This window comes from Pantoea sp. Cy-639 (assembly GCF_011752525.1).
Taxonomy (GTDB): domain Bacteria; phylum Pseudomonadota; class Gammaproteobacteria; order Pseudomonadales; family Pseudomonadaceae; genus Aquipseudomonas.
The window spans coordinates 1-18,541 of sequence record NZ_VWXI01000016.1; the positions used below are offsets into that span (position 1 = coordinate 1).

An 18,541-nucleotide genomic window follows, 5' to 3' on the forward strand; every position below is an offset into this window, starting at 1 on the left:
GGCTTGCCTTTCTCGGTCACTTGCTTGACCGCTTCGATCTTGAATTCTTCAGGGTAACGCTGACGACTCATGGCACCTCCTATTTGGGCCTCATTATGAGGCTTGGAGGTGTCTACGGAACCAGGGGCGATTCACCTGCATGATGTCACTAGGGCCGCATATGACGCTCGAAATACCCGCCTCCTGGAACCACCTCGCCTCGGCGCCATAGGAGGCACGTAGAGAAAACTGATCTTCAGGTGGTGTTACCATAAAGATTTCCATTGTCAGTTAATTAAGCTGATCATCAACTTTAAAGAGACTGACTTACACCCGAAATTCTTCCACACCCCTATGCACGCGAAACCACATCAAAGCATATATCCTCAATAAATTGCTGCCACTTTTTTTGATAAACCCCTGCCCCCATCAACACTGCCTCATCTGTATGAGCTTCGTTACCTGAAACAGTAATACCGTGACCGGTCATAACTCCTCCATGCTCCGTCAGAATACAACGATTATGAAAAACATCGCCTTCAGCAGCCTCTCTTAACTCGAAAACTTGAATTTCAATATTTTCTAACCCTACGCCCAAACCTTGTACCACCTGGTTTTTGACGTGACCTGCTGATGGACTTCCCCCACCTGCATTCCCACTTCCGCGCTTTTCCTTAAAAAATATAGTTATCTTGGGCAAAGCATCCGTAAGACGGTCACGAGAAATATAATTTATCATGAATCGGACAAAGCCTATAGCCTCGGACGACCAGCCAAATGGGTCGATAATAACTATATGCCTTGAAGACAGACGAACCAAACTTCCAACAGCGGATAACAAACCAGAATTAGTGCGAGGCACAGTCATTTGACCGTAGTGATTCCAAGAACTCCCCTCCAAATACATGCTATCAGGAGTGATATTGTTCTCTACCTCAATAGCAGAGAAAGAGAGAATCACGCCGAATGGAAATCTATAATTCTCGGCCAGAGCAGTTTCTGACCAAGTGACAACTTGATGATCTGCCACATCTCTAGCAACGATGGATTCAGTTAGCCTTATTACCATCTCAGTATAACGACGCCCAGATAGTGACTGAGTGTCTTGAGGGCTATGCTGTAACAGATAGCTACGAAGCTTAGACATCTTTTTCTTCGGAAAGCTACTAACGATCCTTGGCGTACCCAACCCATACTCGCGAAGAAATTCAGCATAGTCACGATCATTTGATGCCCAGGCTGATAAGACGGTCGGCTCAAGCGCATATTCATGGATCATCACAAAAGCTCCTCTCTGCGCTCTGCAAAAAAGCCATTTGGCCAACGGCTGGTGAACTCTCCCGTACTGTCTATCTCAATACGTCGGGCGATCACTCCTGCAGTACCTGGCTCCATGTAAATGATGGAGACATCCGCTGGAGAAACAGGTCGCAGGCCCTTCGGCAATGTACTTTCGGAGGTTTCACGAATACGGCGCAAGATCCGCAGGATCAGGTGTTCGCTGTGAGTTTCGATCAGAAAGGTGGATTTCTTGTTTGCTTGTGTCAGCAAATCGCCAATACCGACTTGAATCCTCGGATGGACATGCAGCTCAGGTTGCTCACAAGCGATAATACCTTGCATGTCCTGTACTGCTGCAACTACCAGCGGGAAGAGTTGAGAAATCCCGACACCCACTTCAGAAAAAGCCACCTCAGTGTTGTTGCGGTCGTCCCACAGCACCCACTTATGGTGGAGCTCCTTAGCTACCAGTTGCCGGGCTTTATCTACTGGAGAATTCCTTTCGGCCTTGAGCAGTTTCTTCAGTGCGTCTAGGGATACTGAGTGCTCTTCGGGCAGGGGATTGCCCTCCGCATCCGTACCAGAGAGGCTAACACTGAGTGAATCCCCGAACGTCTCAAGCAATGCACTTAATTCACTGGAGGTATCTCCGCCTCCCGTGTAGGCGGCTTGGCTTATAGCGGTCTTCGAGCGCAGAAAGTAGCCGAGATTCAGAGCTTCTCCCGAGTTAAGCCAGTGATTGAGCTCTAACATATTGGCCGAGCTGAGTCGCCCTGTGACGTCCCACGCGGCGGATCCAGAATACCAGTCCGTCTGCATCGGGTAGGGATTGGACCGATGCAGGGCGTCTGGAATAATACGCAACGGGCCGATGCACAGGCTCTCATTCAGTAATACCAATAGGTTGTCTAGGGGAGCCACAACCACATCGGACAGAATTTCATGTAGCCGTGTGGTGATGAGAGGATCGTCTGTATCTACCACCGACTCCAGTCGCTTTCCTAGCACTGGTAAGGCACCAACAAATCCCTTGAAGCCAATGGCGGCATGATCGAAAGAAATATCGGTGGCTTGCCCCACGCCTCTTCTGGAAACTTCTTGTGGATTACGATCACTATTGAGCAGCTCGTGTAATCGACTGACAAAGCCATCAACACTGCTCCCCTCATGCAAACGCTCAAGCGGAGTCAGCAAAGCAGGATGCTGATAATCTAGCCAAGTTATAGTAGGCTGTTTAAGCCCGGCATCACTGGCGAGTTCGGCAATTAGACGGTCATCCAGCCAGACTTTATAGCAAGCAACGTATGCCGTTTCTTTATTACTCGACCAAGCAATGTCAAACTCAATAGAAACTCGATTTGCGTCAACAGTGGGACTATCAGCAGGCAGGTCAAAATCATCACCTATCAGATCAACAACCTGACTATAACTCGAACCAATTAAACCTGACTTATCCATCGCCAGCTTTAAAACCATTCTCTTGGTAGTATCTCGACCGTTGATCAGACTTTTGAAGCCGCCAACGTGCTTTTCACCCAGCGCGTCGATACGCTGGGGGTCACATTGCCCTTTTCCTAGTATTTGCTGGATATAGAACAGCGCCATCAGCACTGAGCTTTTGCCCACGCTATTCGGCCCAAACAGCATTGTGACAGGTGCTAGTTCGATAGTTTGAGTGGACTGGAAGGAGCGGAAATTAGTGAGAGAAATTTCTGTAATATTCATATATTCTATACTCTAGCGCTATCCACAAGCCAACTAAAAATCGTTGAACCCATGATGCTCGCCCCTATATCTGCCCAGACAAACATTTATGACTGAGCGAACTGAAAAGTTCTTCCACCACCTTAAGCGAAGAATTGATCCTTATAAGCCTGCACCTTGTCGCAACAACTAGCTCTTGGTAACGCCTTTGCATTTCAGCCGGAGGAAGCATAATTGGAATATTCTGCATTTCCTGCGCATTAATATTCGCCATTCCAACAATGCTCTTGCAAACAGACTTAAGCGTCGCCTTTCCATGAGCTGAATTCAAATATCCAGCTATATAATAGCTATTACCCCTCTCATTCGGCCGCACCCTTATTAAATACCCGGCAATAGCGACCGGATCATCCATATCATAAACAGCCGCCTTCCCAACAAGTTCCTTGCTGTTTGTTCTATTGAATAATAGATCGCCTTTTCTCGCCAAGTATTTAGATTGATCCTTCCCCTCAAGATCAATGTATTTTAAATCTTTTAGATCAATCCTACCTTGGTAGGTAACATTACCCATTCGCAAAATAGGATACTCCCCATAAGCCTCTGAGGCTTTGGCTGATGTTCCATAATCTGCTGTTGCAACCAAATCACGGATTGTTCCAATAGGAAACCCTTTGGGATTATTCACCGGATCGCCAAACATGTCCTCAAACACGGCACGGAGGAAGTCGTCGACGAGCTCGATGGCTTGCTGCCGTTTGCGGCGAATGGCCTCGGCCTTATCGAGGATGGCGGCAATGCGCTTTTGTTCGACCAAGGATGGAACTGGAACAACATTTTCCTTGAGAAACTTAAAATGCCTGCTGTAACCAGCAGACTCAATAGTCAATGAAGAAAAATAATAGAATAAGAACTTCCTATCCAACTCAACTTTTGGCTCAAGAACCTTTACACCATCAGCCCCTAAACAAAAAGGCTCATCTATAAATTTAAAAATCCGAGTGTGATCACCAAATACAATTGCAGGGTATCCACTCAAAGAGACTACTGAGTCATCATCAGTATAACCACCAAACTTCTGCTGCCCTTGGTCAACTATAGGAAATTTGCCTTGCTCCAAATATTCAGACTTCTGCAACTTCGAATATTCAGAAGTAACATCTTTGACAGCCACACTGAACGGCAATACATCCCAGTGCGCCGGGAAAATTAGGCTCACAGCATCCCCTCCAGCTCATCCAGGCCCGCCAGAATCTCCTGCTCCAGTCCTTTCAGCCGCTGCAGAATCGCTTTTGGGTCTTCGTACTGCTCATGTCGGTATTCCACTTGCTTGTAGCGATTGATAGAGAGGTCGTACTTGTTGGCGACGATATCCTCGGGCGTTACGACAAAGGCCTTTTTGCGCTTGTCGCCGAACAGAGTATTAATAGTGCTAGCGCTGATATTGCTGTCGATCATCTGCCGGTATTTGTGCCACTGGGCGATGGCGTCGGGCAGGTCGTTGCTACCCTCCCCTTTCAGCTCGGTGCGCTTGTCATCCAGCGAGTAGCCATCGGCTTGCAGGTCGTAGAACCATACGCGCTCGGTGGTGCCGCCCTTGGTGAAAATCAGGATGGCAGTGCTGACTCCGGCATAGGGCTTGAACACGCCACTGGGCAGGCTGACGATGCCCTCCAACTGGTTGTTGTCGAGCAGCTCATGGCGCAGTTGCTGGTGGGCCTTGGATGCGCCGAACAGCACGCCGTCCGGCACGATCACCGCGGCGCGGCCACCCAGCTTGAGCGAGCGCAGGATATGGGCAACGAACAGTAACTCGGTCTTTTTGGTTTTTACCAGACCGAGTACATCGGGATTAGTGTTGGTTTCGTCCAGACTGCCCTTGAACGGTGGGTTGGCCAGCACCACATCGAAGAAGTTCTGTTCCTGACGCGGGTAGTGTTCCTTGATGGATTTGCTCAGGGAGTCCTGGTAGCGGATGTTCGCGCCGTTCACGCCGTGCAGCATCATGTTCATGCTGGAAACGCGCAGCATGGTGGTGTCGAAGTCGAAGCCCCAGAACATCTGGCTGTTGATGTGCTGGCGGTAGGGTTCGAGCAGGTCGCCTGAGTAATGCGGGTTGTCGTCATCATCGGTGAAGGTGCCTTCCGGGCTGGAATGCACGCGGTTGAGGTATTCCATGGTGCGTGCGAGAAAGCCGGCGGTGCCACATGCCGGGTCACAGATCACTTCGGTGGGCTGCGGGGCGATCAGCTCGATCATCGCGTCGATGATATGGCGCGGTGTACGGAACTGGCCATTGATGCCGGCAGTGGTGAGCTTACTCAGCAGGTATTCGTAGATATCGCCCTTCACATCGCTCAGGGTCAGCGGCAGGTCGTTGACCATCTCCACGGCGGAGGTGAGCACGGACTCGTTCTTGATTTCCAGATCGGCGTCCTGCATATATTCGCTGATGTGGCCGAGGCCTTCGCGCTCACCGCCCTCACCTTCGGCGCTGCCGAGTTGGGCGAAAAACGGATAGACCTTTTTCTTGAGGTGACTGTGCAGTTCCTTCCCGCTCATGTTGCGAAAATTTTTCCAGCGCAGCAGTTGGCCTTCCGGTGTATTGGGAAACAGACGGTCGAAGGCCTTGCCGGTGCGGTTAGCCTTGCGCTCAGCCACGTCTTCTTGCATGTCGAGCATCCGAGCGAACATCAGGTAGCTGATCTGTTCGATCACGGTCAGCGGGTTGGTGATACCGCCAGTCCAGAATTTTTCCCAGAGCTTGTCGATATCGTTGCGTATCTTGCCGGTGAGCATCAGGCGTTCTCGTAGTCGGTTTCAGTGTCGGATTCAGCGAGCAGGTCTTGATCTTCGGTGCTGTCAGTGAGCGCCTCAATGTTCTGCTCGGCAGGGATAAAGTCGATTTCCAGCGCAGCTTTGTCAGCGAAATAGGCAGGTAACTGGGCTTTGATGGCAGGCGCCAGATTCTTGAATTCGCCCACCTGTTTGACCAGGTTGCCCTTGCCGCTGACCAGCTGGCCTTCGGCCTTAACATATGCTTCGGTCGCGGTTTCCAAGCCCTTTTTTATTTTCTCAAAGCTGGCCAAGAAGGTGTTGAGCTTTTTGAACACGCCCTCTGCCCGACTGGCCAGCGCGGCGGTGTGTTTGTTCTGATCCTCATAGCGCCAAAGCTGGCGCACAATATTAAGGCTGGTGAGCAGCGTGGTAGGTGTGGCCACCAGCACGTTATTCTCGATGGCCTGCTGGAACAGGCTTTCGTCTGCCTTGAGCGCTTCGACGAAGGCCGACTCAATAGGGATAAACATGAATACAATGTCCGGAGAATTAAGGCCCGGCAGTTTGTAATAGTCGCGGTCAGCCAGTTCCTTGATGCGGCTGGCCACTGCCTGGACGTGCTCTTTCAGGGCCTGCTTACGCTCCAAATCGTCTTCTGCGTTCACATAGCGGGTATAGGCGTTAAGCGAAACCTTGGCGTCGATGATCAGGTGCCTGGCCTGAGGCAGGTACACCACGGCGTCGGGGCGCTGGCGCCCCTCCTCCGTGGTGATGCTGACTTCGCGCAGATAGTCCTTGCCCAACTGCAGGCCTGAGCGGTCGAGTACGTTCTCCAGCACCAGCTCGCCCCAGTTGCCCTGCAGCTTCTTCTGGCCGCGCAGCGCAGTGGACAGCTCATGGGCTTCGGTAGTGATCTGCTGGTTCAGCGTTTTCAGTTGCTCCAACTCTTTGCGCAGCTCGCCCTGCTGGGTGGTTTCGCGGTGGTGGATCTCTTGCACTTCACGCTTGAAGGTGTCGATGGACTGCTGGAACGGCGTCATCACAGCACTAAGGCTGACCTTGCTGCTTTCCTGTAGGGCCTGGGTTTTCGCTTCGAGAATCTCGTTGGACAGCAGCTTGAATTGCTCGCTTAAGCTGGCTTTCTGCCGTTCAAAGTTGACCTGCTCACGGGCATGGCTGGCCTCGCGTTCATCCAGTTCAGCCCTAAGTTTAGTTTCCTGGCGCTTGATCTCTGCTTGGTCGCCCTGCAGCGTTTCTATCTTTTCGCCTGCGGTCTTCATCTGCTCCTTCAGCTCTGCCAGCTGTGTCCGAGCATCCGTGTTGGCAGCCTCAAAGCCTTTGGCTTTTTTACCCTCTTCGGCCAGTGCTGACTTGAGACCACTGACCGATTCACGCTCTTGCTGCAGCAAGGTATTCGCCTGCTCCAGACGACTCTGGTAGTCGTCAACTTTTGCGTTAAGGCTCCGAACTTCAGTCAACGCCGTTTCATGCTGAATTACCGCTTCATGATGTTGTTTGGCAGACTGCTCCAGCTTGGCCTCCAGGGTTGCATGACGACCCTTAGCTTCCTGCTGTTCCTGAGTCAGCCGCGTCACGCTGTCGAACGCGCCCTGTAGCTTGGTTTTCAGGGTGCTCTCGGCTACCTGGAGCTCATGCACTCGTGCTTCCGCGGCCTTGAGCTGCTCACTTAGCGCGGCGCTGCCGGACACGGCTGTCGTTTGAGCCAGTTGGGCCTGCTCAAGCTCGGCCTCTAGCTGACTGAGTTGCCGGCCCTGACGCAGTGCTGCCGCGAAATAACCTAGCAACGCGCAAGCCAGTGCGAGTACAACTGCGATGACGATGATATCAGTGGTCCATTGACTGGCTTGCATGTGCACTCCTAGTGACTGGTAGGCGAGTTGTCCCCGCGCAAGAAGGGCTTGAGCACGGCCACTAGCACGCCCACATCAGCGGGGGCAAACACACCGTCGATGCCTTCGTGGGAAATGCTGGAAAACGGTGCGTCGTAGAGCTTTTCGATGACGATGCTGCCATGCTGGGCAATGTAGCTTTTCAGCAGGTTCATGAAGCGCACCTGCTGGGCCGTGAGGCTGGGATGGGTATGCAGGAACTGGGCAAAATGCTGCTCAATGGCCTGTACATCCAGGCCTATCAGCTCGCGCACAGTCAACTGCAGCTCGCTGGCAGTACGGCCATAGAACTCGTTCAGCACTTGCAGGCTGATGCCTGGGTGAGTGGTGAGGATGGTCGAGGTGAGCGAGTTCAGCTCCTGCTCGGCAATAGGCTCGCCCTTGTGGATTTTCTGCAGGGTCGGGTTGGCAGCCAGCATGCCGTCGAGGATGTCCTTGAGGCGGTGCCGGTAGATCATGGCCTCGTTGGCCCCTGGGATCTTGATCTGACGTTCAGCCACCTGCACGCCGCCATCGGCGGTGCGAGTTCCCGGCGTGCTGTAGAGCACTCCCTCACCGGACTTGCGATATTTCATGATGCCGCGCAGCTCCTGCCGAGCTCGTTCCAGCTTGCCCACATTGGCGTTGAGCCAGAAGTCCGCGCTACGCACCTCTGCGATCAAGGCATCCTTCTGGCGCACGGCCTGAATATTGATGGCGAGCTTGTCGATCTCTTCCAACAAGGTGATCTTGCCATCCTCGAAACAGCTGGCGTTTTCCACCAGGCAGCGCTCGATGGCGGCGATAAGTTTGTCGAGCGCAGTGGCATGTTTGTCGCGCAGCACACGAGCCGACATCAGCGGGGCAACGGTATTTTGCAGCAAATGCTGGGTCTTGGCGTCGAACTTTTGCAGCTGGTCGCCCTGCTGCAATTGGTGCACAGCCCGCAGCTCGCGCTTGACGGCAACACTGCTCTCCGGCAGGTCATTGATGTCGGCACGCAGCAGTTCAATGGCGGTATCAAAGGCGGCGGCATGGTTCTGTTTGAGAGCCGCCTGCGCCAGCTCCAGACGCGCTTCGAAGGTGGTTTGCAGGAGCGACTTGCCGCTCTTGTCATCTGGTTCTTCGTACTCCTGCTCGAAGAAGTCGAAGTTGCCGTAGTGATCGAAGATGAGGAACTCGCTTTTGTGCTTGCCCTGACCGAACAGATTGGGGCGCAGACGTGTGCCGCGACCGATCATCTGCCAGAACTTCACCCAGGACTTCACCGGCTTAGCGAATACCAGGTTAACCACTTCGGGCACATCGATGCCGGTGTCGAGCATGTCTACCGAGATGGCGATGCGGAAGTCGTTCTCTGGTTTTTTGAATTCTTTGATCAGCGTACCCACGTGCGGGATATGGTTGTGGATGACCTTGCAGACCTTGCTGCCATACTGAGGGTAGAGCTTGCAGAAGAGTTTTTCCAAGTGCTCAGCATGGTCCTGACGCTGGGCAAAGACGATGGTCTTGCCGACCAGCGACCCGGTCTCATCCTTGATGCCGTTGTCGATCAGGTTTTCCAGAATGAGGCGGTCGGTGTCTTCGCTGAAGATCTTGCGACCGATGTCCTTGCCGGCGATGGTGGTGCGCTTGGCCTCCTCCTCGCCGAGGTCCTCTTCAAGCTGACGTTGCTGTTCTTCGTTCAGGTCGTTGTAGTGAATGCCGTCGCGTAGGAAATCGGTGGTAAGGTCCTTAACGCGGAACGGCACCAGGTACGGCGGATCATTGTTAATGGCTGCATCAAGACCGAACTCGAAGGTCGGGTCGGTCGTCTCGCAGTCGAACATGTCGAAGGTATTGCGGCTGATGAACTTCACCGGAGTGGCGGTGAGGCCCACCTGCAGGGCATCAAAGTAGTCGAATAGGTCGCGGTACTTGTTGTAGATGCTACGGTGGCTTTCGTCGGCAATGATCAGGTCGAAGAAGCCCACATCAAGCTGGGCGAAGCGGCTCATCATGCCCGGGTAGGTGGCGATGTAGACACGTGCGGTCTGATCGACCTTGTTGGTTTCACCGATCACGCAGCGCGGCTCGCTGGGTAGGTTCTGCTTGAAAGCATCATCAGCCTGGACGCGCAGTTCCTTGCGGTCACACAGGAACAGCACGCGCTTGGCCCAACCGGTGCGCAGTAGCAGCCCGGCCAAGGCGATGGACACGCGAGTCTTACCAGTGCCGGTGGCCTGAATGATCAGCGCACGGCGACGCTGCTGCTGGAAGTTAGCGGCAACCGTCTTGATCGCTTCGATCTGATAAGGGCGGTCAGCGATATCCAGATCCGGGTTATGACGCTCCAGCTCCGCCTTGCGGTATTGGCGCTGATAGATCAGGTATTCGAGGCTGTCTTTGCTGTAGAGGCCGTACACCGGACGGTAGGTGTTGTATTGCGCGTCGTCCCAGATGAAGGTCTCATAGCCGTTGCTGTAGAAAATCACCGGGCGCTGCATGCCCATGCGCTCGAAGCCATCGGCATACATCCGGGCCTGTTCGCGTCCGGCCTGCAGGCTGACATTGCCGGATTTCTTGGCCTCGATCACAGCCAGCGGTTGGCCGTTGTCACCCCATAGCACGTAGTCAGCACGGCCCTTGCCAGAGACGTTATCGGGAAAGTCGACGTCTACTTCCTGGCCTACCTGCAAGGGATTACTGATATCCCAGCCCGCCTGAACCAGCATGGCATCTATCAGCAGAGCCCGGGTCTTGGCTTCGTTCCACTGCAGGCTGTCGGCAACTTTCTGACTCTGCTGCTGACGGCTCTGCTGATCCGGCTTAGCAGGCGGCTCCAGCTTATCAAGATTGCGGGTGCGCTCCTGCTCCAGCTTATCCATGACTCGCTGTAGCTCTTCCTGCTGCTGAGTGAGCTCCCTCTCGTAGCTGGAGACGGTCTTCTGCAGGCTGGCAAGAGTCGCAGTCGGGTCCCGCACCTCGGCAAAGGGAGAGATATCAGCCTGTGCGGTGCCGTAGTACCTGATGGCCATGTACATGGCCAGTTGATGAGCGGTTTTCAGTGCCAACTGCGCATTGCGCAGGTCACCTTCCGCACCATGAGCGGTGTCATTGCCCTGGATACGCAGGAAGTTGATTTGGTGAACCAGAGGCTTGCTGACGCAATCGGTGAACACCGAGCTTTTAACCAGTTCGTAAAAGGTCGACTGCGGCATACGCGGCAGCAATTCTTCCTTGTAAATACCTTTGGTCAGCTCCTCGGCAAAACTGCGCAAGCGCGTCAGGGCGCTGCCCGGATCAATATGAATCACGGCCTCGGCCAGGCCAGCTAGGTTTGCCAGCAACTCGTTGCCGGGACGAAGGAACTCGAAGTTGACTGATTTCATATAGGCGATTCTGTCCATAACCATCCTCTAAGCGAGGATCGTGCCAAGTTTCTATTCGACGTCGTACTTGCTCATCCAGTTTGTCAGCGTTTGCTGGCTTTTCAGCCCCAGCAGGCTGGCTGCACGGGTCTTATTGTGCCCGGTCACTTTCAGAGCTTGACGCAGATACCGCCTTGCGGTATCTGCAATTATCCCTTGCAAATCAATAGATTGAGAAAATATCTCTAGCTGTTCAGCATGCCCATCTTGAGGCATCTGGAAAAGCGCCTGCACTATATCTCCAGCCTCAATCAAATCGCCCCGGCACCACAGCGCTGCACGTAACAGGGCCGATTGCAACTCACGAACATTACCGCGCCAAGGATGGCGAAGAATAAGATTCTTTGCCTCTGCGGAAATTTTCTTATCGCCTAGAGTGTCATCCTGCCTGGAGATCTCCTCCAACAAAGCGTCAGCCAGGAGTAACAGATCACCCTCTCGCTCGCGTAATGGCGGCAAGTGCAAAACGCCAACGGCGACTCGATAGAACAGATCCTCACGGAAACGCCGTTCCGCCACCGACTGCATGAGATTGCGGTGGGTAGCAGTAATCAGGCGTACATTGACCCGCACCTCCTGACTACTGCCCACTGGCGTAATCACTCCATCCTGCAACACCCTCAGCAAACGCACCTGAGCATCCGCCGTCAGTTCGCCGAACTCATCAAGGAACAAGGTGCCGCCATCCGCTTGCTGGAACACTCCAACGCGATTTTCCACCGCCCCGGTGAAAGCCCCTTTACGATGGCCAAACAAGGTAGAGTCGATCAGCTCTGATGGAATAGCCCCGCAGTTGAGCGCAATGAAAGGCGCTGACGAACGCGGGCCAGCGTTATGGATGGCTCTGGCAAACAACTCTTTACCGGTGCCTGTCTCCCCATAGAGCAATACCGGCACCTGCTTCTGCGCCAGCACCTGTGCCTGCGACTTGAGCAGCAGCATGCGCTCGCTTTGTGTGATGATGCTGGCGAAAGCGGCATCAACCGGCGCCCGACTGTCGGCGAGGCGCAACAGCTTGTCGGTACTGATGGAGTTGGCGGCTGGCACATACTCGGCCGCAATCTCAAATGGCACATCAACCTGCTGCACCCCCTGCTCCAGCGAGGACTGATAGAAAGTCACCGGGTAGCGGGTCTTGCCCAGGAGAATCCACACAGCCTGCATGGCCGGAGTGCCGGGGCTGAGTAGAATGGAAAGGTGGTTGGCATGCAGGTGCAGGCGAATCAGGTGAGCATTGGCAGCCTGGTAGATATCCCCGAAATGTACAGGGCTCGTCAGTGACTCATAACTGACGGTGACCGGCGTACTGACCTGCTCACGGAGCCAGGCGATATAAGGCTCGACCATCTCAGCCGGATAAGACGAAAGCAGTTCTGCACGATCGAACGTTTGTGCTCTTAGCGTCGCCAGTACAGGCCCAGTTTCACTGCCCGACAACGCCTTCAGATCGTTTCCCCCGACCCAGCAGAGCAGCACCTTCTGCTTTGTAGACACGCCTTCCAATCCCCCTAGGTCCTCTCGCGTTCAGATGCGCGGCTTGCTGGCATTGTGCCCTGCAACATAGATGTCGGATAGTAAATCATCAGGTTAGCTTCAATCGCGCTACCACCGTGGCTGTGAAAGGTATGAAAATCATGCTGAGAACTGCTCAAAGTAACCGACTAGGTGATGCGGCGTGGGCTGCGAGTTGTGAAGCTGGTGATCTCGGCTTACTCCGCCGTGGGCTGTTCCTTGCTGCTAACCAGCATTCGCTGAACGGCACCTTTGCCCAGTGACTAATTGAGATGACGTTGGACACATAGATTGTGACTAAGGAGCAGAGGATTGAAAGAGGTGAGCGATTGTCAGAGCTGGGCCGTTGTACGTCTGGCCACAATGCAAAAAAAACTAGAGCAAGGTCGATTGCTGTTCGCTACAGTCACGGAACTAGCGCAAGACAGACCATTGCCCACGAGGATGGAGGGGTTCGACTCATTTCCGCTGAATGGTACGGATGAGCAGATTCATTTTCGCAGGACCATCCTATCCAAGGAGGATGCCGTAAGCTGGTACAGATCTCTTGGATCAGGCGAAAGTAAAACACCAGTCCCAACCCTCGAGTCAGACCGACATGCGCACGATGGAGATATTTTGACCGTACCTTCGTTGAAGGACGTCCAACCCTGGCCATCGCTAGGCTTACCTATTCATGAAGATCTATTCTCGGGGCCTGGCGGGCGGAGCATCGAGTCAGCGCCCTTTATCGGAAGCGTCCCCGGCCGACTGCACCGTAGATTCGGCGATCGAACTGGCTTAGAAATATTCCTCAAGGACCCAGAGGCGCAGGCATTCATTACGCGGCGCATGCACATCAATCTTTTTGACTATCAAGAGTATCTCGGAAGCGCAGTTTATGTAGCGCCAGATCCAATTATAGACCAAATTGAAAATTTCATGGTTCCAGCTATGGAGGGGCATGGAGAACGCATTATATATCGATTTCTTCCTCGTGCAGGGCAGAGCTTGGACGGATTAAAAATCACGACGTTTGACAAGGAGGCAAGGCTACTCACTGGCTTCGAAACCATCAATGTGCCATCCGATGGCATACTAGACATAGATAAAGGCAGTTGCATCGGTGAGTACGGCTTCGTCGTCACCCATGACAAACACGGCATACTAATGCACCATCCTCTTTCAGGATTCTTGCGGCAGATGAGCTTTACGATGCGAGCACATTCGAATACGCACCGTAAAGTAAGAGTGCGCTCCGGCGACTCACCCAATTCCCCAACTTTCGAATACGCGGCCGCCGGAAGCTCGACTTTAGCATCGAAGTCCGTCTGGGGAGATGCCATCGACGATGACGCAACTACCCGCATTAATGTTGAGGTCCGAAAACGCGAGAGACTTGAACAGGCAAAACACTTCGGCCAGCGATGGTTCGATGCTGGGTCAAGACTGGAGGCTTTAGCATTTGTGCAGACATTGCTTAAAGGGGCGACTTCGCGAATCATCATTGCCGATCCCTACCTGAGCGAATTACAGGTAAATCAATTTCTTTACGCGGTGCATGGCGAGGAAGTCAATGTTTCCATCTTGACAACCAACCAAGCCTTCAACACCAAGGACAAAAATAGCAAGCAAGATGCGCTGGCTTCTTTTATGAACAGCCTAGCCCAACTTAAGAAACATCAGAAATTAGAGCCAAAAGTAACTGTCATCCCTGAGTCAGCACTGCACGACCGGTTCCTTATAATAGATAGCGAAGTTTGGTTCGTGGGTAGTTCTCTCAATAGTTTGGGCGAAAAATCCTCCATGATCGTCAGGCTACCTAACCCGGACGAAGTCATCATCCGCTTGGAGATTTTGGCCGATACCGGGCACAGCTTGGCCTCCTATGCCGGCATGCTCAGAAAGAGTTCCAAGGCTCGCCAATGATGAAAAACTTCAGCGCTGGCCCCTCCTTCGATGGCACCACGGAATCGGCGTCTTTCAAAAAAGAAATTTTTTGGGGATGCGAAAGCGGAAATAGGAATAAATTTCCGCTTGATATGGGAACTATAAGCTTGCGTCATAGCTCGGCCGACCCCAAGCCTATGAATGCCTTCCGTTCCGCTTTTATGACAGCTGAGGAGCGTATCTGGATTGTTGATCCGTACTTTCTGATCCCGGAACGGGGACTACCTCCTGATAGTCGAATCGTAACAATTTTAGATTGGATGCACGATCGCCTTGCAGCAACCGACATCAGAATTTTGACGGCAGAGCAAAAAGAGGTAGATGAAAGCCTTATCCAGTTTTTCCAGATACGTGAAGATGAACTCAACGTTCTAAACCCCCGACGCCATAAACGGTGCAGCATCCAAGTGAATAGACGCCTGAAAGTAAATTTCAAATATCTACACGACCGCTTTGCCATAGTAGACGACGAACTTTGGCACTTTGGAGCAACTGTCGGCGGATTTCACTCAGAAGTCAACGCGGCCAGTCGCGGATGGAGCGCCGTAGACTCTGGTGCAATAGAGTTTTTTGAACTTGTGTGGAAGAGGTGCGAGGGCAGATGACAATGCAATGGATACAAGAGCGCGACGAAGAGCAGCGTGTTACCTCTCACCATGGCGAAAATAGGCACCGAGGGGATTTCCTCGCGCTCGCTTTGAGTCACGAAAGCCATGCGCCTCAACTGATAACATCACTGGTGAAGAAGATTGGGATACCTAACGAGAGCCATGACAATGAGTTATTGCTAGAAATGGTCCGACAACATTCGGACCTGCCGTATGAACACCCAATGTATTTAACGGTGGCTTGTGCTCTCGCCTTGAAAAATCACCCCACAATAGAGACCTGGCTTGCGATTAGAACGCTGGCCTATCACTCGGCAGAGATTGAATATTGGCTTGATAACGCAATGTGGGCTTATACAGAAATCGATCCCGACGCAAAACATGCTTACATCGTTCTGGCAAAAGCGCTCTTCCATGGGGTTGAGACTGGAAAACTGAAGTCACTGTCCGAGCGTCGGAACACAGAGCGTGATAATGTGTGGACACATTGGAAACTCAATGAGTATCCCTTGGACGAGCTGTGGCGGGGCCTGCCAAACTCCGACTTTATGATGTATGAGGACGAAAGAAGAATATTTGGACTTCTAAGTGAGATTGCTCCAGAAATTTTTCATCAACTGCTTGGTTGTTCAACCAACCCATTTCTCGTGGATAGCGCCCTGCTTAGCGCAGGGATAGGGGCATTCAGCCCCCGCTTTAGGCAGTGGGAGGATAGCGTCAGAGCGGCTCCTGCAGCTTTCGATCCCGATGGCAAATGGAATGGCTCCGTGGTCCTGCCTTTGCTTCTCGTTCATGCACGAAATGAATTGCTTCAACCGGGAAAGCAGACCCCTCGCTATGAAGCAGATGAAGAAGAGGTCGCTTCGTTAACTGCAGAAGTCACTGCACTAGTCCATGCTGTGGTTAAGGTGTTGTACAGCAGGGCGGATGCGCAGGCAGCGATGACTCGATGGAGCACTTGGCTAATGCGGCAGTTATTGCTCAGGAAGGACAAGGCGCCAGATGATATTCGCTCCGATAACTTTGTGGACAATGCCTTACTAGACGCCCTTGGCGAAGCGAGTAAGGGAACAGCTTTGATTTTAGAGTCCCCTTCAGATGCTGCACCTTGGGAAGCATGGTGCTATTACTGTGTTCGCTCAGCTTTCGCAAATGGCGGTTTTGCTGCAGCACCGGCATACGAGGAGTTTGTTCAACAGTGGAGACTCACGCCTGAGGAATGGTTAGAACCAAGCGGTAGAGGTCTATTGAAACGGGCACAGCAGCACATCAATGGAGACGAACCACCTGGATTATTCGCCAATCTTCTGGCCTTTCCTATTGTTCAGGCGGATAGCTTTTTTTCGGTCTGGCAGCAACTTTGGGGGAACGCATACTACCTTCGCGAAGTTCTTGAGTACGGCTCACCTGATGCTGGATCCAAAAAGTATTCAGATCGCGCTGATGCCAGCGAGCTACTGCTGCTAATCGCTCGTATAGGACTGGCCTGCTTCGATCAGGCTACTGCTCGAATCAGCTCTGACTCTAAAACAACCACTAAGGAAATCGCGGATATACATGCAGCGGTTACATCTGCGGCTAGAGAAGCGTTGCATATTGACGACACGCTCAACCGGGATAAATGGCAGCAGTTGCTACAGCATCTCGCAGTGCGTAGAGCGTACTGGGATGGGAGCTACAGAAATAACACCGTCGACACTGTATTTGATGGCGATCAACGGCCTTCAGTATCGGACTACCTACGCTACTTTCAAGTCGATCCAGCTGAGGTACTTGCCTTCCTTCATGTATGCATACTCAACGACCTTAAAATCTCTAAGCTTAAAGAGGATTTGGAGATCTCGTCGATCGACCTGCGCGCAACCATTGATACTATAAAACGCCTGAATAGTCTACGAAGCCAGAAGTATCCGCTTAATGGGCGAGCCATAGCCGCCATGAAGCCTCTTTTGGCGTAACGTTTAATCGCGACTCTAAACAAGCGCTTCAGCAGCCACATATTGCTGAAGCGCTTATATTCAGGTAGTTCTATGCTAGCAGAGCTTTGTAGTTCTCCCAGGGTATTCCGACTGGTATTCCAAAACAAAAACACACCTAAATTTATCCACTAAAATCAACAACATATAGCATCAGTTCAAATTACCCCGGCACAAAAAGACGCCCTAGGACGTCTTCTCGTGCCAGGTCTCTGGTGAGAGCACGACTCACGCAGGCATGTAGAAGTATGTCAACGGCACCAACCGCTTCGTCTCCGGGTCGGTGGCTGGATAATGCGCCATCAACGTCCGAGCCAGCTCATCCAGCGTCCACATCGTCAGATGCACATTGGCTCGCTCACCTTCATACAACGCCTCTTTCGTGAATCCGCCAGTACTCACATACAGCCCTCGATCATCCTTGTGCCTGCCACCGAGAAAGCTACGGATCTCATTACTTCCCATCCGGGCATTCCGGTGCTTGACCTCCACAACGATGCGCGGCGGCTCAAAGCCGAAACCATCGGGTGAAGCAATGATGTCTTTACCACGATCAGCGCCGGCCGGGGACACCAGTGTCTTGTAGCCCATTGCTCGTAAGATTCCGGCCACTAGTTCCTGCATCTCAGCCCAGTCCAAACTGTTGATTTGGTCTTTGATCCGTTCAAACGCAATTTCCTGAACACCCTTCAAAGGGTCTTCCAGAACGTCGGGGTCTTCAATCAAGTCTTTCGGTGGTGTGGATAGGCTTTTTCCAGTAGCGAGGGCAAGCAACTCTTTCTGGGCGTCCTCAGAAACTTTAAACACGGTTAGTGTAGACCCCAGGCTGTTTCTGCTGGCGCCTGTTAGCTTGTCGCGATCAACCTCCTGCGTATACCACTCGACAGATCGGGTCAAAGACATACCATCATCTGCCAGATCGGGACGGAGCTGGCACGCGCCGGTGAAGCGACCTACCAGGTAGATCCGGTTTGCAGGGGAATAGGTAACGACCGTATCGCCAATGCTGATTTCATTAACGAAACGGAAGACCTGCGACGCCCCCGCTACGGCACTCGCGTCCTTTATTCCTGGCTGAAGATCTTTATAGGCTTGGATCAACGCCTTCCTGGAAACGCCGGGCTTTGCCTCAAGCGCTAGCTGAGCCCACCCGATAGCAGCAAGACTGCGATCCCTGAAATCGTCATAGAGACGGCCACCATCACCTCGAATCATCCACATCGCGGGCATGTTAATACTCATTGCTTGCACAGAATCGAGGCGAGACTGTAACAATGCTGATCGCTTGTGTGAATGGAGGGCTTGGGAGCTCCTAACTGGTGGGCAGCGCAATACTCAGCAGCAGGCCAAAGGCAAACAAGTAACATGCAGGGTTTCCATTGATACGCGGCAGACCACCCGGCCAAAAGCCCTGCACGCTCAGACTATTGGCAGTACCTCCAATGACAACACGAACCACAACCGCTGCCGTTTAA

General features: G+C 52.7%; 12 protein-coding genes. 3 read left to right on the forward strand and 9 right to left on the reverse strand.

What is annotated here, in order from left to right; genetic code table 11:
* The 8 genes from F3J43_RS18495 to F3J43_RS18530 form a co-directional block, all read right to left on the reverse strand.
* Positions 1-71: transposase (locus F3J43_RS18495; protein ID WP_166886457.1), on the reverse strand; the 71-nt coding region annotated here is incomplete at its 3' end.
* Between the two features lie 260 nt (positions 72-331).
* Positions 332-1,258, reverse strand: coding sequence for a hypothetical protein (locus F3J43_RS18500; protein WP_166889927.1), 927 nt, complete (start codon positions 1,256-1,258; stop codon positions 332-334).
* Complete coding sequence (locus F3J43_RS18505) at positions 1,258-2,985, reverse strand: AAA family ATPase (RefSeq protein WP_166889930.1); 1,728 nt, start codon at positions 2,983-2,985, stop codon at positions 1,258-1,260. Before F3J43_RS18505 ends, F3J43_RS18500 begins: the two co-directional genes overlap by 1 nt.
* A 64-nt stretch (positions 2,986-3,049) precedes the next feature.
* Entirely contained in the window at positions 3,050-4,183 is a 1,134-nt protein-coding gene (locus F3J43_RS18510) for a restriction endonuclease subunit S (RefSeq protein ID WP_166889933.1), read from the reverse strand.
* On the reverse strand, positions 4,180-5,763 hold the full coding sequence (locus F3J43_RS18515; RefSeq protein ID WP_166889936.1) for a type I restriction-modification system subunit M: 1,584 nt from the start codon (positions 5,761-5,763) through the stop codon (positions 4,180-4,182). Before F3J43_RS18515 ends, F3J43_RS18510 begins: the two co-directional genes overlap by 4 nt.
* Positions 5,763-7,613, reverse strand: a complete 1,851-nt coding sequence (locus tag F3J43_RS18520; RefSeq protein ID WP_166889939.1) for a DNA recombination protein RmuC — start codon at positions 7,611-7,613, stop codon at positions 5,763-5,765. Before F3J43_RS18520 ends, F3J43_RS18515 begins: the two co-directional genes overlap by 1 nt.
* Before the next feature lie 8 nt (positions 7,614-7,621).
* Complete coding sequence (locus tag F3J43_RS18525) at positions 7,622-11,020, reverse strand: type I restriction endonuclease subunit R (RefSeq protein WP_286184791.1); 3,399 nt, start codon at positions 11,018-11,020, stop codon at positions 7,622-7,624.
* 33 nt (positions 11,021-11,053) lie between these two features.
* Positions 11,054-12,535 (reverse strand): sigma-54 interaction domain-containing protein, encoded by a 1,482-nt coding sequence (locus F3J43_RS18530; RefSeq protein WP_166889942.1) that lies wholly within the window; start codon positions 12,533-12,535, stop codon positions 11,054-11,056.
* 339 nt (positions 12,536-12,874) lie between these two features.
* On the opposite strand from F3J43_RS18530, the gene F3J43_RS18535 reads away from it, so the two are divergent.
* From F3J43_RS18535 to F3J43_RS18545, 3 genes are read left to right on the forward strand one after another with little or no spacing between them, the layout of a single operon-like run.
* Positions 12,875-14,461, forward strand: coding sequence for a VPA1262 family N-terminal domain-containing protein (locus F3J43_RS18535; protein ID WP_353618254.1), 1,587 nt, complete (start codon positions 12,875-12,877; stop codon positions 14,459-14,461).
* Positions 14,461-15,087, forward strand: a complete 627-nt coding sequence (locus F3J43_RS18540) for a phospholipase D-like domain-containing protein (RefSeq protein WP_166889949.1) — start codon at positions 14,461-14,463, stop codon at positions 15,085-15,087. The genes F3J43_RS18535 and F3J43_RS18540 overlap by 1 nt, the downstream gene beginning before the upstream one ends.
* On the forward strand, positions 15,084-17,048 hold the full coding sequence (locus F3J43_RS18545; protein WP_166889952.1) for a hypothetical protein: 1,965 nt from the start codon (positions 15,084-15,086) through the stop codon (positions 17,046-17,048). Before F3J43_RS18540 ends, F3J43_RS18545 begins: the two co-directional genes overlap by 4 nt.
* 246 nt (positions 17,049-17,294) lie before the next feature.
* Here F3J43_RS18545 and F3J43_RS18550 read toward each other — a convergent pair whose 3' ends face one another.
* Positions 17,295-18,287 (reverse strand): restriction endonuclease, encoded by a 993-nt coding sequence (locus F3J43_RS18550; protein WP_286184812.1) that lies wholly within the window; start codon positions 18,285-18,287, stop codon positions 17,295-17,297.
* Positions 18,288-18,541: the final 254 nt, after the last annotated feature.

Coding starts and splice junctions, on each gene's coding strand:
- F3J43_RS18550 (WP_286184812.1), bottom strand. CDS start 18,287: ATGTGGATGATTCGAGGTGATGGTGGCCGTCTCTATGACGATTTCAGG.
- F3J43_RS18520 (WP_166889939.1), bottom strand. CDS start 7,613: ATGCAAGCCAGTCAATGGACCACTGATATCATCGTCATCGCAGTTGTA.
- F3J43_RS18515 (WP_166889936.1), bottom strand. CDS start 5,763: ATGCTCACCGGCAAGATACGCAACGATATCGACAAGCTCTGGGAAAAA.
- F3J43_RS18540 (WP_166889949.1), top strand. CDS start 14,461: ATGAAAAACTTCAGCGCTGGCCCCTCCTTCGATGGCACCACGGAATCG.
- F3J43_RS18500 (WP_166889927.1), bottom strand. CDS start 1,258: ATGATCCATGAATATGCGCTTGAGCCGACCGTCTTATCAGCCTGGGCA.
- F3J43_RS18525 (WP_286184791.1), bottom strand. CDS start 11,020: ATGGACAGAATCGCCTATATGAAATCAGTCAACTTCGAGTTCCTTCGT.
- F3J43_RS18505 (WP_166889930.1), bottom strand. CDS start 2,985: ATGAATATTACAGAAATTTCTCTCACTAATTTCCGCTCCTTCCAGTCC.
- F3J43_RS18545 (WP_166889952.1), top strand. CDS start 15,084: ATGACAATGCAATGGATACAAGAGCGCGACGAAGAGCAGCGTGTTACC.